This is a genomic window from Microbispora sp. NBC_01389 (assembly GCF_045040095.1).
Classification (GTDB): domain Bacteria; phylum Actinomycetota; class Actinomycetes; order Streptosporangiales; family Streptosporangiaceae; genus Microbispora.
This window is the reverse complement of record NZ_CP109552.1, coordinates 1,762,920-1,786,868: the sequence shown is the minus strand read 5'-3', so window position 1 is coordinate 1,786,868 and position 23,949 is coordinate 1,762,920. Positions and strand designations below refer to the sequence as shown.

At 70.4% G+C, this 23,949-nt stretch carries 19 protein-coding genes and 1 pseudogene; 8 read left to right on the top strand and 12 right to left on the bottom strand.

Annotated elements, in window-relative coordinates; all coding sequences use genetic code 11:
* Nucleotides 1-5 precede the first annotated feature (5 nt).
* Nucleotides 6-392: a hypothetical protein gene (locus tag OG344_RS07865; protein ID WP_405087645.1), complete on the bottom strand. Its 387-nt coding sequence runs from the start codon at nucleotides 390-392 to the stop codon at nucleotides 6-8.
* Between the two features lie 26 nt (nucleotides 393-418).
* Here OG344_RS07865 and OG344_RS07860 point away from each other — a divergent pair, with 26 nt between their 5' ends.
* On the top strand, nucleotides 419-1,525 hold the full coding sequence (locus OG344_RS07860; RefSeq protein WP_405087644.1) for an RNA-guided endonuclease InsQ/TnpB family protein: 1,107 nt from the start codon (nucleotides 419-421) through the stop codon (nucleotides 1,523-1,525).
* Between the two features lie 143 nt (nucleotides 1,526-1,668).
* On the opposite strand, the gene OG344_RS07855 is transcribed toward OG344_RS07860, so the two are convergent.
* Nucleotides 1,669-2,064, bottom strand: coding sequence for a hypothetical protein (locus tag OG344_RS07855; protein ID WP_405087642.1), 396 nt, complete (start codon nucleotides 2,062-2,064; stop codon nucleotides 1,669-1,671).
* On the bottom strand, nucleotides 2,057-2,644 hold the full coding sequence (locus OG344_RS07850) for a hypothetical protein (protein ID WP_405087641.1): 588 nt from the start codon (nucleotides 2,642-2,644) through the stop codon (nucleotides 2,057-2,059). The genes OG344_RS07855 and OG344_RS07850 overlap by 8 nt, the downstream gene beginning before the upstream one ends.
* A gap of 157 nt (nucleotides 2,645-2,801) precedes the next feature.
* On the opposite strand from OG344_RS07850, the gene OG344_RS07845 reads away from it, so the two are divergent.
* On the top strand, nucleotides 2,802-3,065 hold the full coding sequence (locus OG344_RS07845) for a hypothetical protein (RefSeq protein WP_405087640.1): 264 nt from the start codon (nucleotides 2,802-2,804) through the stop codon (nucleotides 3,063-3,065).
* 32 nt (nucleotides 3,066-3,097) lie between these two features.
* On the opposite strand, the gene OG344_RS07840 is transcribed toward OG344_RS07845, so the two are convergent.
* The 3 genes from OG344_RS07840 to OG344_RS07830 are packed head-to-tail and all read right to left on the bottom strand — an operon-like array spanning nucleotide 3,098 to nucleotide 6,245.
* Nucleotides 3,098-4,000, bottom strand: a complete 903-nt coding sequence (locus OG344_RS07840) for a carbohydrate ABC transporter permease (protein ID WP_405087639.1) — start codon at nucleotides 3,998-4,000, stop codon at nucleotides 3,098-3,100.
* Between the two features lie 2 nt (nucleotides 4,001-4,002).
* Complete coding sequence (locus OG344_RS07835; protein ID WP_405087638.1) at nucleotides 4,003-4,929, bottom strand: carbohydrate ABC transporter permease; 927 nt, start codon at nucleotides 4,927-4,929, stop codon at nucleotides 4,003-4,005.
* Nucleotides 4,926-6,245, bottom strand: a complete 1,320-nt coding sequence (locus tag OG344_RS07830) for an extracellular solute-binding protein (protein WP_405087637.1) — start codon at nucleotides 6,243-6,245, stop codon at nucleotides 4,926-4,928. The genes OG344_RS07835 and OG344_RS07830 overlap by 4 nt, the downstream gene beginning before the upstream one ends.
* 410 nt (nucleotides 6,246-6,655) lie before the next feature.
* Between OG344_RS07830 and OG344_RS07825 the strand changes: the two genes are divergently transcribed.
* Genes OG344_RS07825 through OG344_RS07815 form a run of 3 tightly spaced genes read left to right on the top strand, consistent with a single transcriptional unit; the run spans nucleotide 6,656 to nucleotide 11,301 of the window.
* On the top strand, nucleotides 6,656-9,154 hold the full coding sequence (locus OG344_RS07825) for a glycoside hydrolase family 3 N-terminal domain-containing protein (protein ID WP_405087636.1): 2,499 nt from the start codon (nucleotides 6,656-6,658) through the stop codon (nucleotides 9,152-9,154).
* A complete protein-coding gene (locus OG344_RS07820; RefSeq protein ID WP_405087635.1) occupies nucleotides 9,138-10,226 on the top strand; it encodes a LacI family DNA-binding transcriptional regulator in 1,089 nt (362 codons plus the stop codon). Before OG344_RS07825 ends, OG344_RS07820 begins: the two co-directional genes overlap by 17 nt.
* Before the next feature lie 49 nt (nucleotides 10,227-10,275).
* Nucleotides 10,276-11,301 (top strand): AraC family transcriptional regulator, encoded by a 1,026-nt coding sequence (locus tag OG344_RS07815; protein WP_405087634.1) that lies wholly within the window; start codon nucleotides 10,276-10,278, stop codon nucleotides 11,299-11,301.
* Between the two features lie 27 nt (nucleotides 11,302-11,328).
* Here OG344_RS07815 and OG344_RS07810 read toward each other — a convergent pair whose 3' ends face one another.
* Nucleotides 11,329-11,748, bottom strand: a complete 420-nt coding sequence (locus OG344_RS07810; protein ID WP_405087633.1) for an ATP-binding protein — start codon at nucleotides 11,746-11,748, stop codon at nucleotides 11,329-11,331.
* 268 nt (nucleotides 11,749-12,016) lie between these two features.
* On the opposite strand from OG344_RS07810, the gene OG344_RS07805 reads away from it, so the two are divergent.
* Entirely contained in the window at nucleotides 12,017-12,664 is a 648-nt protein-coding gene (locus tag OG344_RS07805) for a response regulator (RefSeq protein WP_405087632.1), read from the top strand.
* Nucleotides 12,665-12,679: 15 nt separating this feature from the next.
* Here OG344_RS07805 and OG344_RS07800 read toward each other — a convergent pair.
* The 5 genes and pseudogenes from OG344_RS07800 to OG344_RS07780 form a co-directional block, all read right to left on the bottom strand.
* Nucleotides 12,680-14,492: pseudogene (locus OG344_RS07800) on the bottom strand (GAF domain-containing sensor histidine kinase).
* 77 nt (nucleotides 14,493-14,569) lie between these two features.
* On the bottom strand, nucleotides 14,570-15,097 hold the full coding sequence (locus OG344_RS07795; RefSeq protein ID WP_405087631.1) for a hypothetical protein: 528 nt from the start codon (nucleotides 15,095-15,097) through the stop codon (nucleotides 14,570-14,572).
* A 352-nt stretch (nucleotides 15,098-15,449) separates the two neighbouring features.
* A complete protein-coding gene (locus OG344_RS07790) occupies nucleotides 15,450-16,826 on the bottom strand; it encodes a PHB depolymerase family esterase (RefSeq protein ID WP_405087630.1) in 1,377 nt (458 codons plus the stop codon).
* A gap of 78 nt (nucleotides 16,827-16,904) precedes the next feature.
* Nucleotides 16,905-18,302: a PHB depolymerase family esterase gene (locus OG344_RS07785; protein WP_405087629.1), complete on the bottom strand. Its 1,398-nt coding sequence runs from the start codon at nucleotides 18,300-18,302 to the stop codon at nucleotides 16,905-16,907.
* 103 nt (nucleotides 18,303-18,405) lie between these two features.
* Nucleotides 18,406-19,587: a lectin gene (locus tag OG344_RS07780; protein ID WP_405087628.1), complete on the bottom strand. Its 1,182-nt coding sequence runs from the start codon at nucleotides 19,585-19,587 to the stop codon at nucleotides 18,406-18,408.
* A gap of 795 nt (nucleotides 19,588-20,382) precedes the next feature.
* Here OG344_RS07780 and OG344_RS07775 point away from each other — a divergent pair.
* Together OG344_RS07775 and OG344_RS07770 are read left to right on the top strand one after the other, a co-directional pair.
* Nucleotides 20,383-21,894 carry an endo-1,4-beta-xylanase gene (locus OG344_RS07775; RefSeq protein ID WP_405087627.1) on the top strand — a complete coding sequence of 504 codons (1,512 nt, stop codon included), beginning with the start codon at nucleotides 20,383-20,385 and terminating at the stop codon, nucleotides 21,892-21,894.
* Nucleotides 21,895-22,402: 508 nt separating this feature from the next.
* On the top strand, nucleotides 22,403-23,863 hold the full coding sequence (locus tag OG344_RS07770; protein ID WP_405087625.1) for an endo-1,4-beta-xylanase: 1,461 nt from the start codon (nucleotides 22,403-22,405) through the stop codon (nucleotides 23,861-23,863).
* The last annotated feature ends 86 nt before the right edge of the window (nucleotides 23,864-23,949 follow it).

Below are 23,949 nucleotides of genomic sequence, written 5' to 3'. Positions count from 1 at the left end.
CCGGCTCAGTGTCCTCCCCACGTCACGTTTCCCCGGGTGGTCGGGAAACTCGTGTTGGTGCCCCAGATGCGCTGAGGGACGCCACAACCAGGCCGGTGCCTGCAGTTGGCGGCCTGCGTGTTCACCGCCGCGTCCACGCCCGCGACGACCTGCTGGGCGCCGAATGCGTTCCGCTGACTGCCGGTCAGCAGGTAGGCGCGGTTGTTCAGGCCGTTGTTGATGACCCATCGCGTGCCGGAGGCGTTGGTGTCACCGCCGCCGCCCCGGCCCGCCGCCGCGGCGGCGCTGCCCGGCGAGAGCGCGACGGCCGCGCTCGTGACCGCCAGTGCGCCCAGCGCCAGCAGGCGTGCCGCCGGGCCGGCGAGCGCTTTTCGTGCCGTGTGACGAGCCATCAGATTCTCCCGAGGGGACCGTCGCCTTGAGGCGTTACAACGCCGCCTTGGAGCACCGCCGCACGGCCTACCGCAGGGCTGGGGTCACCGTTCGGTACGGCGACCAGTCGGGCGAGCTGAAGCACATCCGCGCCGACGACCCCACCGGTCAGGGCCGGTGGTCGTTCTCCTCCCAGCAGGCCACCCTGCGCCGGTTGGACAAGGCGTTCGCCGCGTTCTTCAGGCGCGTCCGCGAGGGCGGAACGCCGGGGTTCCCCCGGTTCAAGGGACGGGGCTGGTTCGACACGGTGGAGTGGCCGAAGGACGGCGATGGCTGCCGGTGGGACTCCCAGCCCGAACACCCCTCGGCGACGTTCGTCCGTCTTCAGGGCGTCGGGCATGTCCGGGTCCACCAGCACCGCCGTGTGCTCGGCGCCGTCAAGACGATCAGTGTCAAGCGGGAGGGCACCCGCTGGTATGTGATCCTGTCGTGCGACGAGGTGCCGGCCGGAACCCTTCCCGCGACCGGCGCGGCGGTCGGGCTGGACATGGGTGTGGCCTCGCTGGTCACCACCAGCGATGGCGACCACATCGACAATCCGCGCCACCTTGCCGCGTCCGCCGGCCGTCTCGCGGCGGCACAGCGGGCGCTGGCCCGCACAAAGCGCGGGAGCAAGCGCCGAGGTAAGGCCGCTGCCAGAGTCGCCGCGGTGCACGCGAAGGTGCGGCGGCAGCGGTTGGACGGCGCGCACAAGGCCGCGCTCGCCGTGGTCGGTGATTACGACGTGATCGTGCATGAGGACCTGCGGATCGTGAACATGACCCGCTCGGCCGCCGGCACGATCGCCCAGCCCGGCCGGAACGTCGCCCAGAAGTGCGGCCTCAACAGGTCGATCCTGGACGCGGGTTGGGGGGTGTTCCTGCGTGTGCTCGCGTACAAGGCTGAAAGCGCCGGTCGCGAGCTGATCGCGGTGAACCCTGCCGGCACCTCCCGCACCTGCTCGCGTTGCGGGCACTGCGCGAAGGACAACCGCGTCACCCAGGCCGAGTTCCGGTGCGTGGCGTGCGGCCACGAGGCGCACGCCGACGTGAACGCGGCCAAGAACATTCTCAGGGCAGGGCTTGCCCTTCGCGACGCTGCGGAAGCGGCTTAGCGAGAAGCCGCTCCCTTCAGGGAGCGGAGGAGTCACTGTCTTCTACGCCCTCTCGGTCGGTTTCCGCGTCCGGTGGAATACACCGGGCATCCACCCCGGATCTACCCCGCAGGGCCGCGCGCGTCACCGCCGCAGTGAAATGATTACCGCCGCATCGACCGCATGGCGGTCCTTTTGGCATCACGTCGGATTCGGGGAGAAATTTCCCCCGAATACTGCTGGTCCGACGCCCATATTCTCTGGGTCGCCGCACAGCGGCGGAACCACCGCCGGCAGGCTGTGCTCTGGGCGTTGCCGATTCCGCCGACGCCGACCGTCTGCTGCTGGATGCCGCCGTTTCTCGCGCTGCCCACCGCCATGTGGCTCGTGTTGTCGATGCCGTTGCCCACGCGGACCAGGGCGCGGTTGCCGTTCCGGTCGCCGCCATCGTCCCGGAGCGCCGCCGCGTTCGCGACAGGTGGCGCGATGGACCAGGCGATCACGATCGCGATCGCCTGGACCAGGGGGACGAGAACCCGCACGGCCGGCCGGTCACGCAAGCCGTTCACCCGGCCGGGGACGGAGGTGATGACCGGCACGCGCGGTGACCGGCGACTCGGAGGCGGACGCGCGCACCTTCTGCTTCAGCACGCAGAGGCGGCCGTGCGGCCGGCACAGGCCGCCCTGCACGCTGCTCACCCCGCCGACTCCGGCGGAGAACTGGTACAGGACGCCGCGGATGCGCGTGCTGCCGATCGTCACCATGTTCCGGTTGTCCGAGCCATTGCCCACGCGTACGGCCGCGTCGTTCCCGTTGCCGTCACCGGTTCCGGCAGGGTGACCGGCGCGGTGCCCGGTTCCGGCAGGGTGACCGGCGGGCGGCCGGGACAGGGCGGAGGCGCTCGCCGCACCCGCGTCCGCGTCCAGCGCCATGCCCACCATCAGGCCCACCATCAGGCCCACCGTCAGGGCCGTCATCAGAGCCGTCGTCAGGACCACCACAGTGGCCGCCATCAGGGCCGTCATCAGGGCCGTCATCAGGGCCGGCCCGAGCGCGATCGCCGCCGCCGTCGCGGCGGGCCCTACGCCGGCCCGGCGCGTGGCCGCGTGAGGAGTGTCGGAGGTGGGAGTGATCGGCATCGCTGTGCCTCTACCCCGCCGTCCGGTCCCCGTCTCCGCTCCCGCCGAACGCGGGCCGGATGATTGCCGGCCCTTGGCAAGATCTCGGAGGCCGAGTCATAGGGCCAACTACGATACGCGGACCGCCGAGTCCGACCGGTGGGTTCAGCGGCGCCTGTTGAACCCCGCCTCCGCGATGTTCCGCGAGGGCACCCTGCTCCTGCGGGAAGAGCCCACGATCGCCGATCCGACCTCGTACGCGGCGACGCTGAGCGCGATCAGCGCCGGCAACCATCGGCGCTCGGAGACCACGTCGTTCGGCGCCCTCCCGAAGCTGATCCTGTTCGCCCGGTCCGGGTTCTCCGCGGCGCTGGTGCGCCTGGCCGGCGGCCGGCCCGACGTGGAGCTCGTCCCCCTGGACCGCCTGTACGGCGGACACTGAGGGGCCGGGGCCCCCGGGGGCCCCGGCGGGTGCTACTTGCCGAAACCGGCGGTCAGGCCGCTGAGCAGCTGACGGCGCCCAACGGTGTAGAGGACCAGGATCGGCAGGATGGTCAGTACCACTGAGGCGAGCACGGCGGGCACGTTCACGCCGTACGGCCCGCCCTGGAACGCCGCCAGTCCCAGTGGCAGGGTGCGCTTGTCGGGGCTCTGGGTGAGGATCAGCGGCAGCAGGAACCCGTTCCAGACGTTCAGCGCGTTGTAGATCGACACCGTCACCACGGCCGGCCGGGTCAGCGGGAAGGCCAGACGCCACAGTGTCATCCACTCGGTCGCGCCGTCCATCCGCATCGACTCGAAGAGCTCCTTGGGCACGTCCCGGATGAAGTTGGACAGCACCAGCACCGACAGCGGGATCGCGAAGGCGATCGACGGCAGGACCAGCGCCGTCAGCGAGTCGTAGAGGTGCAGCTTGATGATCATCAGGTAGATCGGGATGACCGTCGCCTGCAGCGGGATGGCCAGGCCCATCAGGAAGAGCGAGTTCACCCCGCGGAGGAACCGGCTGGCACTGCCGCTCCGGACGATCGCGTACGCCGCCATGAACGAGAACAGGACCGACGGGATCACCGTGCCGACGGCGACGAGGAGGCTGTTCAGGAAGTACAGCGGGAAGTCCATCTCGATCACGAGCCGGTAGTTGTCCAGCGTCGGATCGGCGGGCGGCAGCAGCGGGTTGGTCAGATAGTAGTTGCTCTGCGTCTTGAAGCTGGTGATCACGATCCAGTAGATCGGGACGATCACCACGGCCAGCCACAGCCAGCCGATGAGCCCGCCCAGCCAGTTGGGGCGCTGGCTGGGCGTTGCGGGGCGGCGTCCGCGCGAGTGGGCGGCGGTGGGGCGCTTCGCCGCCGCCGGCGTGTGGGTCGCGGTCACGGTCAGGCCCCTTCGAGCTGGCTTGCGTTGGGGTCGCGGCCGCCGAGCCGGCGCAGCAGCAGCGCCAGGGCGAGGCCGACGAGGACGAGGATGACGCCGATCACGCAGGCCGCTCCCATGAGGTTGGCCTGGAAGCCGCGCTTGTACATGTCCAGGGCGAGCGCGCGGGTGGCGTCGGCGGGGCCGCCCTCGGTCAGCACGAAGATCAGGTCGAAGAAGGTCAGGGAACCGACGATCATCAGCGTGGAGGACGTGATGACCGTGTACTTGAGCTGCGGCAGGGTGATGTTGAAGAACATGCGGACCCGTCCCGCGCCGTCCAGCTCCGCGGCCTCGTACAGCGAGCGCGGGATCTGCCGTACGCCGCCCTGGTAGAGCAGCGAGTGGAACGGGATGAACTGCCACGACACCACGAAGATCACGATGCCCAGGGCGAGGCCGGGCTCGCCGAGCCAGTCCTGGGTGAGCAGGTCGAAGTGCAACCCCGCGCCGAGCCCGAAGTTGGGATCGAGCAGCGCCTTGTAGGTGATCGCGATGGCCGCCGAGCTGAGCAGCAGCGGGACGAAGTACAGCACCGCGAGCAGCTCGCGGTAGCGCTGGTGTCCCGCGAGGAACACCCCGATCAGGATGCTCGCCGGGGTCTGGACCGCCCAGGAGAGCGCCGTGATCAGGAACGTCACCCACAGCGCGTGCGGCAGGCCGGGGTCGGTGAGCACGGACTGCCAGCTCTCCAGGCCGGTCAGCTGGATCGTGCCGAGCGTGTCCCAGGACGTGAAGCTGAGCAGCAGCACCCCGATCAGCGGAATCACCGCGAAGGCCACGAAGGCCAGCAGGGCCGGAAGTGCCAGCCACGGCAGGACGCCGCCGCCGCGCGCCGCGGGCGCGACGGCGGACGGCGTCCGTCCGGTGGCGGTCGCGGACACGGTCACTTGCCGATGACCGCGTTCATGTTCGTCGCGAACTGCTGCGGCGAGATCGACAGCTGGAACAGCTTGGCGATGTTGTCCAGCAGCACCTCGGCCGCGGTCGGGCTGAGCGCCTGGTCCCAAGACTGGGCGAAGACCTTGGCGTTGCTCGAGACGCCGTAGATGAAGTTCAGGAACTCGGCGTCCTTGGACCCGGAGAACAGGCTGTCGGAGCCCTTGACGATCGGGACGCCGCCGGTCTCGACCCATTCCTTCTGCTCGGTGTCGTCGAGGACCCCGGTGGCGAAGAACTTCTTGGCGATCTCCTTCTGCTCGGGCGTCGCCTTGGAGGAGATCGAGAGGTACTGGCCGGGGTTGCCGACGGTGTCGCTCGGGTCGCCCTTACCGCCGTCGATCGGCGGGAAGTTCATCCAGCCGAGGCCGCCGCTGGAGACGAAGTCGCCGCCCTGCGCCTGCTGGATGCCGTACGACCAGCTGCCGTGCAGCATCATCGCGGCCTTGCCGGTGTAGAGCAGCGCCTGGTCGGCGTTGGAGTCGGCGGTGACGGACGAGAAGCCCTTGATGAATCCGTTCGCCTTGATGAGCTCCTGCATCTTCGTCAGGGCCTCGATGGAGGCGGGGTTGTTCCAGGCGTCCTTCTCGCCGTCGAAGACGGCCTGGAACACCTCGGGACCGCTGATGCGGTCGAAGAGGAACTCCAGCCACATCATGTTCGTCCAGCGCGACTGGCCGGCGAGCGAGAAGGGCGCGATCCCCGCCGCGTTGAACTTCTTCACCAGGTCCAGGATGTCGCCGTACGACTGCGGCGGCTGCACCCCGACCTTCTCGAAGACCTTCTTGTTGTAGAACAGGACGATCGGCTGCACGGTCTCGCACGGCATCGCGTAGATCTTGCCGTCGATCGTCGCGGCTCCGAAGGCGCCGGGGAACAGCCGGTCCTTCACGGCGGCGTTCTCACCGAACCACGAGGTGAGGTCCTCGACCTGGCCGGCCTGCACATAGCTGCGCAGACCGCCGCCGCCCCAGCCCCAGATGATGGTGGGCGCCTGGTTCGCGCCGATCGCCGTCTTGATCTTCGTCTTGTACGCGTCGTTCTGGATGACGTTGATGTCGATCTGGCCGTTGGGGTTGGCCTGGTTGAATCGCTTCACGGCCGCGGTCCGGGGCGCCTCACCGGGCGGGCCCGAGAGGAACCAGTAGCTGGCCTTGGCCCCGCCGCCCCCGTTTCCGCCCGCGGCGGCGCCGCTCGCGCCACCGCCGCTCGGGGCCGGGCCGGACGTGCCGCAGGCCGCCAGCGCGGCGCCCAGCGGAAGGCCCATCGAGAGGGAAAGGAAAGCACGGCGGGATGTATTGCTGGACTCCACGCTGTTCTCCGTACGTCGCATGCCGAAGGCTGAGCGCGGCTCGCCGAACATCGGATGCGGTGGCCGGCGAACTGGATCAACACCGTGATCAGCACCGTGTGATCAGCACCGTGGGCGCCTCCGCCCCACTCCTCCTTGAAGTCAGCCCGTCGAAACATTTCGACACAAGCCGCGTGGCACGCCAATTTAGATAGGCGTTACCAACGTGTCAAGGCTCCTATCACGCCCTCGGCACAGGCGGGTTAGCCGTGTGTAGAGTACTTTCGCATGGGCGTCTAGCTGGTGATCTCGTGAAACATCCATGTTTCATGAGATTCCGCGGCCGGACCCCGAAATGTTTCGAAACTCTTTCTTGAGGAGAGCAGATGACGGCGCTCGATCGGACCCCCGCGACGGACCGGATCCTCCGTCCGTGGCAGGACCCCGCGCTTCCCGTGGCCGACCGGGTGGAGGCCCTCCTCGAGGAGATGACCCTGGAGGAGAAGATCGGCCAGCTCGGCAGCCGGTGGATCGGCAACGACATGCAGGACGAGCAGGTCGCCGAGCCGGAGGACGGCACCGGCACGCACAACGTGGCGCCCATGCAGGACGTGTTCGCCGCGGCGGGGAGGGTGCCGTTCGAGGAGTCGGTGCGCCACGGGCTCGGCCATCTGACGCGGGTGTTCGGCAGCACTCCCTTGACCGCGGCGGAGGGCGCCGCGGAGGTGGTGCGGCTGCAGCACGAGGTGGTGAAGCACTCCCGGCTGGGCATTCCGGCGCTGGTGCACGAGGAGTGCCTGACCGGTTTCACCACTTACGGCGCGACGGTCTACCCGACGGCCATCGCCTGGGGCGCGACCTTCGACCCCGCCCTGGTGGAGCGGATGGCCTCGGCGATCGGGCGGGACATGCGCGCCGTGGGCGTCCACCAGGGCCTGTCGCCCGTGCTCGACGTGGTGCGCGACTACCGCTGGGGCCGGGTCGAGGAGACCCTGGGCGAGGACCCGTACCTTGTCGCGATGCTCGGCTCGGCGTACGTGCGCGGCCTGGAGAAGGCCGGGGTCATCGCCACGCTCAAGCACTTCGCCGGATACTCCGCGTCCCGGGCGGCCCGCAACCACGGCCCCGTGGCGATGGGCCGGCGCGAGCTGATGGACATGATCCTGCCGACGTTCGAGACCGCGATCGCGGAGGGCGGCGCGCGCTCGGTCATGAACTCCTACTGCGACATGGACGGCGTTCCCGCCGCCGCCGACCCGTGGCTGCTGACCGAGGTGCTGCGCGAGGAGTGGGGGTTCACCGGGACCGTCGTGTCGGACTACTGGGCGGTCGCGTTCCTGGCCACGATGCACCAGGTCGCGGCGGACGCCGAGGACGCGGGCGTGCAGGCGCTGAGCGCCGGCATCGACGTCGAGCTGCCCGACACGCTCGGCTTCGGCCAGCACCTGGCCGACCGGGTGCGGCGGGGCGAGCTGCCCGAGGCCCTGGTCGACCGGGCCGCGCGCCGGCTACTCACCCAGAAGATCGAGCTCGGCCTGCTCGACCCCGACTGGACCCCGGAGAAGTCGGTGGCCGGGGCGGAGGCGGTGAACCTGGACTCGGCCGGCAACCGGGAGCTCGCCAGGGAGCTGGCCGAGCGGTCCGTCGTCCTGCTCGACGCGGGCTCCGCGCTGCCGCTGCTCGGCGAGGGCCGTCCCGAGCTGCGCCGGGTGGCGGTGGTCGGGCCCTGCGCCGACGACCCGCGCACGTTCATGGGCTGCTACGCCTTCCCCAACCACGTGCTGCCCCGCTACCCCGGGCTCGGGCTCGGCATCGAGACGCGCGGCCTGCTCGACGCGCTGCGGGCCGAGCTGCCGGACGCCGAGATCGTCCACGAGCGGGGCTGCGACTGGCGGGACGCGGACCGCTCCGGCTTCGCGGACGCGCTGCGGGCGGCCCGTGAGTCCGACCTGTGCGTGGCCGTCGTCGGCGACCTCGCCGGGCTGTTCGGCCAGGGCACCTCGGGCGAGGGGTGCGACGCCGAGGACCTGCGGCTGCCCGGCGTCCAGGAGGACCTGCTGACCGAGCTCGCCGCCACCGGCACGCCGGTCGTCGTGGTGGTCGTCTCGGGCCGGCCGTACGCGCTGGGGGACGTGTGCGACAAGGCCGCCGCGCTCGTCCAGGCGTTCATGCCGGGGCAGGAGGGCGGGGCGGCGGTCGCGGGCGTCCTGTCCGGCCGGGTGCAGCCCTGCGGGAAGCTGCCGGTGCAGATTCCCCGCAGCCACGGCGGCCAGCCCGGGACCTATCTCCAGCCGCCGCTCGGCGCCGAAAGCCACGGCATCAGCAACCTCGACCCGAGCCCGTTGTTCGCGTTCGGCTACGGCGCCTCCTACACCACCTTCGAGATCGGCGAGCTGGAGATCGGCGCGACCGAGGTGCCCACGGACGGTGAGTTCACCGTGTCGGTGCGCGTGCGCAACACCGGCCCGCGCGCGGGCGAGGAGGTCGTCCAGCTCTACCTGCACGACGTGCTGGCCCAGGTCACCCGGCCGGTGCGGCAGCTCACCGGCTTCGCCAGGGTCCGGCTGGAGCCCGGCGAGAGCGTGCGGGCGACCTTCACCGTCCACACCGACCGCACCGCCTTCACCGGACGCGACCTGCGGCGGGTGGTCGAGCCCGGGGACCTCGACGTCCTCGTCGGCACGTCGGCGTCGGACCTGCCCTGCCGGGGCCGCGTACGGCTGACCGGCCCGCTCCGCCACGTCGGCCGTGGCCGCCGGCTCGTCACCCCCGTGGCAGTGACCCCCGAGGCAGTTACCCCCTTGGCAGTGGCTCCCGTGGACGCGGCTCCGGCGCCGGGGGCCGGAGCCACGCGACAGGGAGGATCAGATGGCGGCCGGTCGTAGACGGGCCACTCTGGCGACGGTCGCGGCCTCGGCGGGGGTCTCGGTCGCGACGGTGTCGAAGGTGCTGAACGGCCGCAGCGACGTCGCCCCGGCGACGCGTTCCCTGGTGCTGTCGCTGCTCGCGCAGCACGACTACGTGGCACCGCCACAGCGCCGGGGCGAGGCGGCCGCCTCCGACACGGTCGAGGTGGAGTTCGACGACGACCTCAATCCGTACTCCACCGAGATCGTCCAGGGCGCGGTGGAGGCCGGGGCCGAGCTCGACGCGTCGATCGTGGTGAGCATCCGGCGCTCCGCCGACCGCACCGGGGGGTGGGCACGCGGGCTGGTCGCGGCCGGGCGGCGGGCGCTGGTCGCCGTCACCGGCGAGCTGACCGGGGGGCAGCTCGGCGCCCTTTCCCGGGCGCGGCTGCCCCTTGTGGTGATCGATCCGCTGAACCTGCCGAGGACCCGGGTGACCAGCGTCGGCTCCACGAACTTCGCCGGTGGCCTGGCCGCCACGCAGCACCTGCTCGGGCTGGGCCACCGGCGCGTGGCCCACCTCGGCGGCCCGCCCACCGCCGCCTGCACCCAGGCCAGGCTGCACGGCTACCGGGCCGCGATGGAGGCGGCGGGCGTCGCCGTACCCGCCGGTTACGTGCGGACGGCGCACTTCCACTACCAGGACGGGATCGAGGGCGGCGCGGCCCTGTTCGACCTCCCCGAGCCGCCCACGGCGATCTTCGCCGGGTGCGACGAGATCGCGTTCGGGGTGCTGGAGGCCGCCAGGGCGCGCGGGCTGCGGGTGCCGGAGGACCTCAGCATCGTGGGGTTCGACGACACCCAGATCGCCCGGATGGCCTCGCCGCCCCTCACGACCGTCCGCCAGCCGCTGCGGGAGATGGGCGCCGTCGCGGTGCGTACGGCGCTGCGCCTGGCGGCGGGGGAGCGGATCGAGTCGCACCACGTCGAGCTCGCCACCGAACTGGTGGTGCGCGGGTCGACCGCGCCCGTCGCGACCATGGACACCCCGGCGGAAGCCCCTGAGGACACCCCGGCGGACGTCCGCCGGGGGCGGGCGTACACAGCCTGACCAGGGCGAACGTAGGCTGGGATGGACTGTCCGTCCGGGGGGACGGGCCATGTCCGCGCGCTTCCGGGCCGCGCGGCCGCTGGGGGAGGCGGAGATGTCCGATCGGTCGTTGCCATTCGCCGCGCATCCGCGGGTGCGCACCCAGGACGTCGACGAGGCCAAGGCCAGAGTCGGCGAGGTCCTCGGCTACCACCAGTTGCGTCCCGTCGAGCCCGGCGCCCCCATCCACGCCTGCATGAACGGAGTGGAGTTCGACGGCGTCGGCCTCTACTGCCTCGACTACGGCACGGCGGTGTCGATCACCCCCCAGATGCTGGACGGGCATCTCCTCGTGGAGATGCCGCTCGCCGGCACGGCCGAGGTGTGCCACGGGTCCGAGCGGATCACGTCGACCCCCGAGCTCGCCTCCGTGCTGTCACTGAACCGGCCCATGTCGATGCGGTGGGCGGCCGGGCACCGCGAGCTGATCACCCGGTTCAACCGCGGGGCGCTCGAGAACCAGCTCGGCAGGCTGCTCGGGCGGCGGCCGGACCGGCCGCTCACGTTCTCCCTCGGCATGGATCTGACGCGGCCCCCCGCCCGTTCCTGGCGGTCGGTCGTCGAACTCCTCCGCAACGAGGCCGAGACCGGCGGCGGCATGCTGGAGCAGCCGCTCGTCGTCAGGCAGCTGGAGGGGCTGCTGATGACGCAGCTTCTCATCGCACAGCCGAGCAACTACAGCGACGCGTTGTGCGGTGGCCAGCGGAGGGTGGCGCCGCCCACCGTGAAGCGGGCCGTCCGGCTGATCGAGGACCACGCGGACGAACCGCTCACCGTGGAGGACATCGCCGAGGCGGTGGGGGTGAGCGCGCGGGCGTTGCAGGAGGGGTTCCGGCGTCACCTGGAGAAGACGCCCATGGGTTACCTGCGTGAGGTGCGCCTCGATCGGGTACGGGCCGAGCTCGCGGTCACCGATCCGGTCGCCGCGACCGTCACCGACGTCGCCTACCGGTGGGGGTTCGCTCATCTCGGCCGGTTCTCGCTGGCCTATCGGCAGCGGTTCGGGGAGTCGCCCTCCGACACCCTGCGTCGCTGATCCCGGCCTGATCCCGGCCTGGCCCGCTCAGCAGGAGGGCAGCTCGGCCCAGTAGGTCGCGGAGTCGGAGCGGACGTCGGCGCCGTGACTGAGCGCCAGCGCCTCGACGACGTCGGCGCCGCGTCCCCGCTCGCCCGACGCGGGCGCGCTGCCCGGCCACACGGGCGCCGCCCCCGAGTCGCCGACCTCGACGCGTACGACGTCTCCGTGGAGGAACAGCCGCAGCTCGGCCGGCGGCAGGGCGTGGAGCACCGCGTTCGTGACCAGTTCCGAGATCACGAGTATGGCGTCCTCCGTGGTGGCCTTGGACAGGCCCCACTCCGCCAGCACGTCGCGTGCCCGGCGGCGCGCCCCGCCCACCGCCTGGAAGGAGTGGGAAACCGGATGTGTGTAGACGGCCGTCGCGGCCGTGGAGATGTCGGCACGGTCCATGATCTGTACGTTCATCGTCTCGTGCTCCCTGATCACCAGCGCGGAACCCGTTCGGAGAGTCCTGCGGTGACCCTCCCGGCAAGAAGGCGTCCAGCTGGTGAGAGCGTCCATATCGCCACGTTATGTGGGTCGGTCAATGCGTGCTATCCCGAAGACGAGGCATGACGTCCACATTACGAACCCCCCCTTCTCTACCGGACTCCGCCAAGATCGATCTCCCGCCTACGGTGGGTCCGGCGCCGCCGCCTTCTGGTGCGGGCGGCGAGGGCTTAGCGTATGAGTCATGATTCGCGTGTTCCTGGTGGACGACCACGAGGTCGTAAGGCGAGGCGTGGCCGCGCTGCTGGAGGCCGAGGACGACATCGAGGTCATCGGCGAGGCGGGAACGGCGGAGTCGGCCGTGGCCCGAATCCCGGCCCTGCGGCCCGATGTGGCGGTGCTGGACGTGCGCCTGCCCGACGGCAACGGCGTGGACGTCTGCCGGGAGGTGCGCTCGAAGGTGCCCGGCCTGGCCTGCCTGATGCTGACCTCCTTCGCCGACGACGAGGCGTTGTTCAGCGCGGTGATGGCCGGCGCGGCCGGCTACGTGCTCAAGCAGATCCACGGCTCCGACCTGGTCGGCGCGGTGCGGACGGTGGCCGCCGGGCAGTCGCTGCTCGACCCGCAGACCACCGCCGCGATGCTGCACCGGCTGCGCGACCAGGCCACCAGGAAGGATCCGCTGGCCGCCCTGTCCGACCAGGAGCGCCAGATCCTGGAACTGATCGGCGAGGGCCTGACCAACCGGCAGATCGGCGAACGGATGTTCCTGGCCGAGAAGACGGTCAAGAACTACGTGTCGAACCTGCTCGGCAAACTCGACATGCAGCGCCGCACCCAGGCCGCCGCCCTGGCCGCCCGTCTCAAGGCCGAACACGACCAGACCGCGTGAACCGCCGCTCGGCGGTCATTCGCCGAGGGGAATGGTCCACTCCAGACGGGTGCCGCCGCCGGGGGGCGAGGTGAGGGCGAAGGCCCCGCCGAGCCGTTCGGCGCGGTCGGCGAGGTTGCGCAGGCCGCTGCGGCGGCCCTCGGCGGGGACGCCGACGCCGTTGTCCTCGACCACGAGCGTCAGCCGGTCGCCGGCGGCGTCGAGGGTGACGTCGGCACGCGAGGCCCTCGCGTGGCGGACGATGTTCGACAGGGCCTCGCGCAGCACGGCGAGCAGGTGCTCGGCCGCCTGCGGGGGCACCCGGCTGTCGAGATGGCCCTCCAGGCTCTGGCCCGGCATGAAGCCCAGGTGTCCCCGGGCGCTCTCGACCAGGTCCACCACCTGGGCCCGCAGGCTGGGAGAGCTGTCCTCGCGCGGCGTCTGCAGGGCGAAGATGGTCGAGCGGATCTGCCGGATGGTGGTGTCCAGCTCGTCGATCGCGGTCTGCAGACGGGAGGACGCCTCGGGGCGTTCGACCAGCCGCACCGTGCTCATCAGGGTCATGGCGACGGCGAAGAGCCGCTGGATGACCACGTCGTGCAGGTCCTTGGCGATGCGGTCGCGGTCTTCGAGCAGGCCGAGCCGCTCGGCGTCCCTGCGGGTGTCGGCGAGCTCGAGCGCCACCGCCGCCTGCCCCGCGAAGGCGTGCAGCATGCGCAGCTCCGACCGGCTGAAGGGCATCCGCCCGGCACGTTTCACCAGGGCGAGCACGCCGCGGACCGCGCCGGGCGCGCCGAGCGGCACCGCCGCCACCGGCCCCGCGGGAGCGCTGATGGCCCAGGCGAGCGTCTCCTCGTCCTCATCCTCGCCGTCGAGCATCAGCGGCTCACCGCTGAGGAAGGCCCGTCCGGCCAGCGAGCCCTCGATCGGCACCCGTCCGCCGTACGCGGAGCCGTCCGGGCCCGCCTGCTCCTTCTGATCGCCGGGGTCGCCGGGGTCGCCGGGATCATCCGGGTCGGCGGGGTCGGCGGGGTCGGCGGGGTCGCCGGGGTCGGCCGGGTCCGCTGAGCCGGTGCGCTCCAGCGCCAGGTGCAGCGCGTCGCTGCCGGCGCGGCAGCAGGATCGCGACGCCGTCGGCGGCGCTCATCTGGTGCGCCCGGTGCGCGATGAGGGTGAGCACCTCCTGCGGCTCGGCGCCGGAGAGCAGGCGGGTGGTGATCTCGGCGGACGCCTGCAGCCAGGTCTCCCGGCGGCGGCTCTCCTCGTACAGGCGGGCGTTCTCGATGGCCACTCCGGCGGCGGTGGCCAGGGCGACCACGATCGCCTCGTCGTCCTCGTCGAACTGCCCGCCGCCGCGCTTCTCGGTCAGGTAGAGGTTGCCGAACACCTCGTCGCGGACCCGGATCGGCACCCCGAGGAAGCCGCCCATCGGCGGATGGCCGGGTGGGAAGCCGTACGACTCGGGGTGCTGGGAGATGTCGGCCAGGCGCAGCGTCCGCGGCTGCTTGATCAGCAGGCCGAGCAGGCCGAGGCCGTGCGGCCAGTGCTCGATCCGGGCGATCTCCTCCTCGCTCAGCCCGACGGGGACGAACTGCAGCAGCGTGTTGTCCTCGCCGATCACGCCCATCGCACCGTAGGTCGCGTCCACCAGGGTGGCGGCGGTCGCCACGATGCGGCGCAGCACGACCTCCAGGTCCAGGTCGCTGCCGATGGAGACCACCGCCTCCAGCAGCGCGTGGACGCGGTCGCGGGTGGCCAGCACCGCTTCGAGGCGTGACTGCAACTCGGCCAGCAGGTCGTCCAGTCGCATGCTCGGAATCAGCGACCGGGACAGCTCGTGGTCGGTCATAGGGGGCAGTCTCGCATCGAGAACAGGCCGGTGCCCACTCTCAGGGGGCGGGGAGTGGGCACCGGAGCCGGGGAGGCTTACTTGAGGATCGGGAAGCGGCGCACGAGGGGGGTGGCGGCCCAGATCCTGCCGAGTCCGAGGGTGTTGCCGGCGCCGGCGAGGGCCAGGCCCGCGAGGACGATGGCGTAGACGATGTGCTCGTCCATGAAGGGGTTGGTGGTCAGCGGGAGCTCGGCGGCCCACATCATGAGCAGGAGCAGCCCGCCGGCGACGGCGGCGATCCGCATTCCGACGCCAAGGACGAGGGCGGCGCCGATGCCGGCGAGGCCGGTCATGAACAGCCAGTCGACCCAGGCCTGACCGGCGAGGGCGCCGAACAGGTCGCCGAAGGTCCTGTCCGCGGTGCCCTTCAGGAAGCCGGTGGTCGGGCTGCCGCCATTGATCCAGGCCTTGGCGGCGGGGGTGGCGAAGCCCCAGCCGAACAGCTTGTCGAGGAAGGCCCACAGGAACACCCAGCCGACGGCGACGCGGGCGGCGGCCCAGACATACCTCGCCGGGTCCGGGCCGGTCGTCGGGCCGGTCGTCGGGCCGGTCGTGTGGGTCATCTGGGGAGCGGGGGGAGTGACGGGGAGGAGGGGGGTCCTCTGGTGCCGACCTTCGGTGATGGCCATGACCGGCCCCTTTCGCTGCGGTGGTCGCTTCTTTGTGCTTCTCTTTGTGCTTCCAAGAACACCGCGACACCGCATGCGCGGAGCAGAGCCGTACGGCACCCTCCGATCACTCCGAAGTCCCGTGATCGTGGGACCTTCGGCCCCCCGTGAACCCGCGCGAAACCCATGCGCGGGGCCGCGCGAGCTCGGGGGGTGACCACCCACCCCGGTCTCGCACGACCCCGCAGCGCACTCTCGACGTGCGTCTACCCCACGGGTTCGACGTCATGCACGAGGGCGTTCTCCGTTATCTGCTCCAGGTCCACTTCTGGTTGGTGCCGCCGTGGCAGCTGTACAGCTGGAGTTTGGTGCCGTTGCCGGTGCCGTTTCCGGTGGCGTCGAGGCACAGGCCGGACTGGACGCCGGTGATGCTGCCGTCGGCGTTGACCCGCCACTTCTGGTTGTCGCCGCCGTGGCAGGAGTAAATCTGGACCTTGGTGCCGTTGCCGGTGCCGCCGGCGTCGAGGCACTTGCTGCCGTAGACCCGGATCTCACCGGCGGACGTGGACGACCAGGTCTGGTTGTTCTGGCCGTTGCAGTCCCACAGCTGCACCTGCGTGCCGTCGCTCTGGCTGGCGCCGGGCACGTCCACGCAGCGGCCGGAGGCCACACCCTTGACCGCCCCACTACCCCCGCCGGACGTCGGGGTGGTCGTCGGCGTCACAGTGGGGGTCACGGTCGGTGTCGCGGTCGGGGTGGCCGACGGGGAGGTGCTCGGCGCGTCGAGGCCGAAGAACCGGATCGCGTAGATCCCCATCCCCTGGTGCGGCAGGTCGTGACCGGCCCCGGAGATGGTGTACGCCTCGACCTGACCCGAGCCGAAGGTCCGCCGGGTCCAGCCGGACTGCGGGGAGCCGGTGGAGGTGGGCGTCTGGCTGATGCCCCACACGTTCGTCCACTGGTCGACCTCCTCCTGCAGCATGCTGTAGTTCAGCACCGAGTCGTTGGTGCCGTGCCACGCCTGCACCCGCGGCCGGGGCCCGGTGTACCCCGGGTAGGCGTTGCGCGCCAGGTCGCCCCACTGCTGCGGCGTCTTGTCGCCGCACCCGGCCGGGCCGAGGCAGCCGTAGGGGACGCCCGAGAACGGCGCGCCGGCCTGGAACACGTCCGGGTAGGTGGCGAGCAGGTTGTTCGTCTCCATCGCGCCGGAGGAGAAGCCGGTGGCGAACACCCGCTGCGGGTCGCCGTTGTAGCGCTGCTGGACGTAGTTCACCATCGACACGATCGAGCCCGGGTCACTGCCGCCGCCGTGGCGCAGGGACTCGTTCGACCACACGTCGAAGCAGTTCGACATGCCATTGGCGCTCTTGTTCGCCTGGGGATAGATGACGATGAATCCGTACCGGTCGGCCAGCGAGGCGAACTCGGTGCCCTGGTAGAAGCCCTGCGCCCAGCCGTTGCAGCCGTGCATCGCCACCAGGACTCCCGGCCTGGCCGCGACGTTGTTGGGGACGTACAGGAACATCCGGATGTTGCCGGGATTGGAGCCGAAGTTCGTCACCTCCGTCAGTGTCGCGGCGGACGCTCCCGGCACCGGTCCCACCAGCATGGAAAGCGCCGTGACCACCGCCGTGATCAGCGCGGCCAGGGCGGTGCCGACGAGTTTCCTGAGATGTCGTCTCATCGATCTGCTCTTTCTGCGGGGTTCGTACGGGGGTCGTGCCGGGGGTCGTGCCGGGGGGCCGGACGGGAGTTCGTACGGCTATCGGGTCCAGGTCCACTTCTGGTTGGTGCCGCCGTGGCAGGAGTACAGCTGGAGCTTGGTGCCGTTGCCGGTGCCGTTTCCGGTGGCGTCGAGGCACAGGCCGGACTGGACGCCGGTGATGCTGCCGTCGGCGTTGACTCGCCACTTCTGGTTGTCGCCGCCCCAGCAGGAGTAGATCTGGACCTTGGTGCCGTTGCCGGTGCCGGCGGCGTCGAGGCACTTGTTGCCGTAGACCCGGATCTCACCGGCGGACGTGGACGACCAGGTCTGGTTGTTCTGGCCGTTGCAGTCCCACAGCTGCACCTGCGTGCCGTCGCTCTGGCTGGCGCCGGGCACGTCCACGCAGCGGCCGGAGGCCACGCCCTTGATCGCCCCGCTGCCCCCGCCGGACGTCGGGGTGGTCGTCGGCGTCACAGTGGGGGTCACGGTCGGTGTCGCGGTCGGGGTGGCCGACGGGGAGGTGCTCGGCGCGTCGAGGCCGAGGAAGGAGATGGCGTAGGCGAGCTGGCCGTTCATGGGGAGCTGGTGGCCGACGCCGGAGATGCTGATGCCCTCGACGGTGGCCTGGGTGCTGGTGTTGCCGTAGCGGGTGCGGGTCCAGCTCGACTGCGGGTGGTCGGTGAAGGCGGGGGTCTGGCTCAGCCCGTTGAGGTTGGTCCACTGTTTGATTTCTTCACCGAAGTTGTTGTAGTGCAGGGTGGTGTCGGTGGTGCCGTGCCACAGCTGCATGCGGGGGTAGCGGCCGGTGTAGCCGGGGTACATGGCGCGGGCCTGGTCGCCCCACTGCTGGGCGGTCTTGCTGATCTGGCCGCCGGAGCACTGGCCGTTCCACAGGGAGCCGTCGTTGGTGGCGAAGCAGCCGGCGGGGACGCCGGAGAAGGCCGAGGCGGCGGAGAATACGTCGGGGTATTCGGCGGCCAGGACGTTGGTCATCATGGCGCCGGAGGAGAAGCCGCTGACGACGATGCGGCCGGGGTCGACGTTGTAGCGCTGGCGGGTGTAGTTGACCATGGCCATGATGCCGGTGGAGTCGCTGCCGCCGTCGCGGCGGAGCGCGGCGGGGGTGGACACGTCGAAGCAGGATCCGCTGCGGGTGGCCTCGGGGACGACGATGATGTAGCCGTAGCGGTCGGCGGCGGTGACGTAGTCGTGGCCGTTGCCGTTGAAGATGCCGCTGGCCGAGCCGCTGCAGTAGTGGACCAGGAGCAGCAGGGCCGGTCGTGCGGCGACCCGGTCGGGTACGTAGAGGTACATGTTGAGGTTGGTCGGGTTGGTGCCGAACCCGGTGATCCGGGTGAGTGTGGCGGCCGCGGCGGGCCGGGCCGCGAGCAGCATGCCGACCAGCACCAGCGGCAGCGACACGGCGGCCAGCAGGGATCTGAGCCTTCGTTTCACGGAAGGTCCTTTCGTCGGTGGGGGGTGACCCGTCGTCGCGGGCCTGTGCGGGGGCGGGCCTTCGCCGGGGCGGCCGATCCGGCCGCCCCTGCGTTGTCGCTGATCAGACGCGGGTCCAGCGCTGGTTGGTCTGCCCGTTGCAGGACCAGAGCTGGAGCTTCACACCGTTGGCGGTGGAGTAGTTCGGCACGTCGAGGCACTTGTTGGCCCCGACGGCGGTGATGCTCCCGTCACTGTTGAAGCGCCACTTCTGGTTGTTCTGTCCGTTGCAGTCCCAGATCTGCACCGCGGCGCCGTCGGCGGTGCTCATGTTGGCCACGTCGAGGCACTTGTTGCCGTACACCCGCAGTTCGCCGGAGCTGGTCGCGGTCCAGCTCTGGTTGGGCTGTCCGTTGCAGTCCCAGATCTGCACCTGGGTGCCGCTGGTCTGCGAGGCGTTGGGAACGTCCAGGCACCTGCCCGACGCGACTCCCTTGATCGCATTGGTGGACGAGGGCGTCGGCGAGGGTCCGGGCGTGCCGCCGGGGGTGCCGATGCTGCCGGAGACCGACTGGAGGGCGGCGTACCAGGCGGCGGCCATCTTGTCGTAGCCGCCGGCGGTGGGGTGGATGCCGTCGGTGAGGTCGGCGGTGGTGAGCTTGCTGTGCATGTCGACGAGGTAGACGTGCTTGCCGCTGTTGACCTTGGACTGCACGATGCCGGGGAGGGCGGCGTTGAAGGTGCGGGCGGCCGACTCCTGGCCGGAGTTGGACAGCGGGATGATCGTGGCGACGAACACGTCGGCGTTGGGGGCGGCCGAGGTGATGTGGTCGATCAGGGTGGACAGCCGCTGGGGGGCGGAGGAGACGTTGTAGTTCTGCAGCACGTCGTTGGTGCCGATGTGCAGCAGCACGGTGCGGGGGGTGTAGGTGCGCAGCCAGCCGGTGATGTTGGCGTCGATCTGGTCGATCCGCCAGCCGGGGTGGCCCTCGTGGTCGTGGTCGCCCAGGTTGCCTGGGCCGTTGTACTGCGAGCCGACGAAGTCGGTCGTGTAGCGGCCGGAGGCCAGGCGCTGCCACAGCCCGATCCGGTATCCGCCGGGCACCTGGGTGCCCTCGGTGATCGAGTCACCCAGCGGCATCACCCGCACCCCGCCGTTGGACTCCGCGTTCGCGGCGCCCGCCCCCAGCACCGCGCCCGATGCCGCCATGGCCAGGGCCAGGAGTGGCGCGGCAAGCCATCGGCTCAGCGACCTCCGCGCACTCGGCCTGCGCGGGCGACGGCTCTTGTCTGTTATCGCTAACATTTTTGGTATCCAGCTCTCTCGGGGGCGAACGCCGTGAAGTGGTGGCTCTGCGGCCGGACACGATCGGGTGGCCGGCGGTCGGGTGCGGGCCGCACCGCTGCGAGGAGTGGCGACCGGGCGATCCGGCTCCCCTCCCGCTCCGTACGGGCGGCCTCCCGTCGACGGAAGCGGCGACCAGGGGAGGACCGCGGAGGGAAGGTGGTGTGCCCGTCCGGGGTCTCGTACCACTCGGGGTCGCCGGGTGCGCTTTCAAGACGAGGTGCTGTGTTGCGACGAGGTGCTGTTAACGTTAACAAGGTCGTAGGGGGCCAAGCTCCTTCTCTGTCCGGTGCGCCTACATGGTGGTGGGCGGAGCAAAGCCGAGGTGGCAAGGCGGCGTCAAGGACCCGTTCCCCCGGCGTCGGGCGGGCGCGACGACCAGGCGCGGGCCCAACTGGTCTTATGCCATACGTCTCACCCAAGGCATGGGGGATGTGTGATGAAACTTTCAGGCATTCCGGCCGGACCGGAGATGACGGCTCGCCGCAACGTTTCCAGAGACCGGGGCTGATGTCGACGCGGAGCGACACCACCCGGAGAGGGCCGGGCGTTCCGAAAGTTTCACGAAAGTCTTGACATGTTTCGGCGAGGTTTCCACACTGAGGTCCCGAGGCGATCTCCTGCCTGATGGTGGTGCTCAGGCGGGAGCCGTCCGCGATGCCCCGGTGGTGTGCGCTCCCGATCGAGGGAGCGCGGCGTCGCCTCGCGACTCTACTCGCCTCTTTCCCTTCCCGTTTCAGTTATGGAGGCTCAGGCATGGGCGTACGCGCCAATTCCCGGCCCGGAACCCCGCAGTCCGTCACAGGACTGCGCCGGGCTCTGGCCGTCGGTGCTCTCGGTGTGCTCGGCGCGGTCACGGCGTTCGCGGCGGCTTCCGGCCCCGCCGACGCGGCGGCCAGCACGCTGGGCGCGGCGGCGGCGCAGAGCGGCCGCTACTTCGGCACCGCGATCGCCGCCGGCAAGCTCGGCGACTCGGCCTACACGACCATCGCGAACCGTGAGTTCAACATGGTCACGCCCGAGAATGAGATGAAGATCGACGCGACCGAGCCGAACCGCGGTCAGTTCAACTTCACCAACGGCGACCGGGTCTACAACTGGGCGGTGCAGAACGGCAAGCGGGTGCGCGGGCACACGCTGGCCTGGCACTCCCAGCAGCCGGGCTGGATGCAGTCGCTGTCGGGCAGCTCGCTCCGTCAGGCGATGATCGACCACATCAACGGGGTCATGGCCCACTACAAGGGCAAGATCGCCTACTGGGACGTCGTCAACGAGGCGTTCGACGACAGCAACGGCGGACGCCGCAACTCCAACCTGCAGCAGACCGGCAACGACTGGATCGAGGTGGCCTTCCGCACCGCGCGGGCCGCCGACCCGGCCGCGAAGCTCTGCTACAACGACTACAACATCGACAATTGGTCCTGGGCCAAGACGCAGGGCGTCTACAACATGGTCAAGGACTTCAAGTCGCGCGGCGTGCCGATCGACTGCGTCGGCCTGCAGTCGCACTTCAACAGCCAGAGCGCCTATAACAGCAACTACCGCACCACGATCTCCAGCTTCGCCGCCCTCGGCGTCGACGTGGCGATCACGGAGCTGGACATCCAGGGCGGCTCATCGCAGACCTACGCCAACGTGACCAACGACTGCCTGGCGGTCTCGCGGTGCGTCGGCATCACCGTGTGGGGCGTCCGCGACAGCGACTCCTGGCTCGGGTCGAACACCAGCCCGCTGCTGTTCGACGGCAACGGCAACAAGAAGGCCGCCTACACCTCGGTCCTCAACGCACTGAACAACGCCGGCCCCGGCCCGACCAACACCCCCACGGCCACCCCGACCGTGACGCCGACCGTGACGCCGACGACGACTCCGACCTCCGGTGGGGGCAGCGGGGCGATCCGTGGTGTGGCCTCCGGCCGCTGTGTCGACGTGCCCAACGCCAGCCAGAACGACGGCACGCAGGTGCAGCTGTGGGACTGCAACGGCCAGAGCAACCAGACCTGGTCGTTCACCTCCGCGGGTGAGATCCGGGTCTACGGCGGCAAGTGCCTGGACGCCGGCGGCACCGGCAACGGCGCCATCGTGCAGATCTACTCCTGCTGGGGCGGCGACAACCAGAAGTGGCGGGTCAACGGCGACGGCAGCATCACCGGTGTCCAGTCGGGCCTGTGCCTGGACGCCGTCGGACAGGGCAACGGCAACGGCACCAAGCTCCAGCTCTACAGCTGCCACGGCGGCAACAACCAGAAGTGGACCTGGAACAGGTAGGCGAGTCCGTCCGCTGACTCTCCCCCTCTCAGGCCACCCCTCCTGGTGGTGAAAGACTGGTGGTGAAAGAAGGCCTCCGGCACGGCGCACGCCGCCGTACCGGAGGCCTTCGTACGTCGTGGGCGGAGTGGTCGGGAGGACGCCGCCAGGGTCGCCCGGGCGCACTGCTCCGGCGGGGCCGGTGATGTAATTTTCAGCGATTCGCGCCTCTTGGGCAGGGCGACCGGATCGAAAATTTCCATGGCTCTGGGCAGGCCGTATACGGGGGTAGGCCGGCAATCTGACGACGGCCTGTCTCCGAAAGTTTCACCCCAGCCTTGACATGTTTCGGCGAGGTTTCCACACTGAGGTCCCGAGGCGGCCCTCCTGTCCGGTGGTGGTGCGCAGGCAGGGGGCCGCCGTTTCGCGACGCCTGACGGGTGGGCGTTCCCGGCGATGGGGCCGGCGTCCATCCCGCGCGGCATGTCGCCGCAGTACTCCCTTCCGTTTCAGTTTTGGAGGCTCAGGCATGGGCGTACGCGCCAATTCCCGGCCCGGAACCCGGCAGTCCGTCACAGGACTGCGCCGGGCTCTGGCCGTCGGTGCCCTCGGTGTGCTCGGCGCGGTCACGGCGTTCGCGGCGGCTTCCGGCCCCGCCGACGCTGCGGCCAGCACGCTGGGCGCGGCGGCGGCGCAGAGCGGCCGCTACTTCGGCACCGCGATCGCCGCCGGCAAGCTCGGCGACTCGGCCTACACGACCATCGCGAATCGCGAGTTCAACATGGTCACGGCCGAGAACGAGATGAAGATCGACGCGACCGAGCCGAACCGCGGTCAGTTCAACTTCACCAACGCCGACCGGATCTACAACTGGGCGGTGCAGAACGGCAAGCAGGTGCGCGGGCACACGCTGGCCTGGCACTCCCAGCAGCCGGGCTGGATGCAGTCGCTGTCGGGCAGCTCGCTCCGTCAGGCGATGATCGACCACATCAACGGGGTCATGGCCCACTACAAGGGCAAGATCGCCTACTGGGACGTCGTCAACGAGGCGTTCGACGACAGCAACGGCGGACGCCGCAACTCCAACCTGCAGCAGACCGGCAACGACTGGATCGAGGTGGCCTTCCGCACCGCGCGGGCCGCCGACCCGGCCGCCAAGCTCTGCTACAACGACTACAACATCGACAACTGGACCTGGGCCAAGACGCAGGGCGTCTACAACATGGTCAAGGACTTCAAGTCGCGCGGCGTGCCGATCGACTGCGTCGGCCTGCAGTCGCACTTCAACAGCGGCAGCCCGTACAACAGCAACTACCGCACCACGATCTCCAGCTTCGCCGCCCTCGGCGTCGACGTGGCGATCACGGAGCTGGACATCCAGGGCGCCTCGGCCACGACCTACGCCAACGTGGTCAACGACTGCCTGGCGGTGTCGCGCTGCGTGGGCATCACCACGTGGGGCGTGCGCGACAGCGACTCGTGGCGGTCGGGTGACACCCCGCTGCTGTTCGACGGCAACGGCAACAAGAAGGCCGCCTACACCTCGGTCCTCAACGCCCTCAACGCGGCCCCCAGCGTCTCACCCAGCCCCTCGCCGTCGCAGTCCCCGTCGCAGTCACCGTCCCAGTCGCCCTCTCAGTCCCCGTCGCAGTCACCGTCCCAGTCGCCGTCCCAGTCGCCTTCGCAGACGCCGTCCGGGGCCTGCTCGGCGACGATCGCGACCATCAGCAGCTGGCCGGGCGGTTTCCAGTCCGAGGTCACGGTCCGCGCGGGCAGCGCGCCGGTCAACGGCTGGACCGTGAAGTGGACCTGGCCGGGCGGGCAGAGCTTCAGCAGCCTGTGGAGCGGCACGCAGACCGTGTCCGGTTCCAACGTGACGGTCCGCAACGCCGACTACAACGGCTCCATCGCGGCCGGTGGATCCACCACCTTCGGCTTCACCGCCAACGGCACCGCGGCCACCCCCGCCATCACCTGCACCAGCCCGTGACCCACTGAGAACGAAACGAACAGCCGGACCGAGCGGGTCCGGCCGGGAGCACGACTCCCGGCCGGACCCGCTCGTTCGTGTTGCGG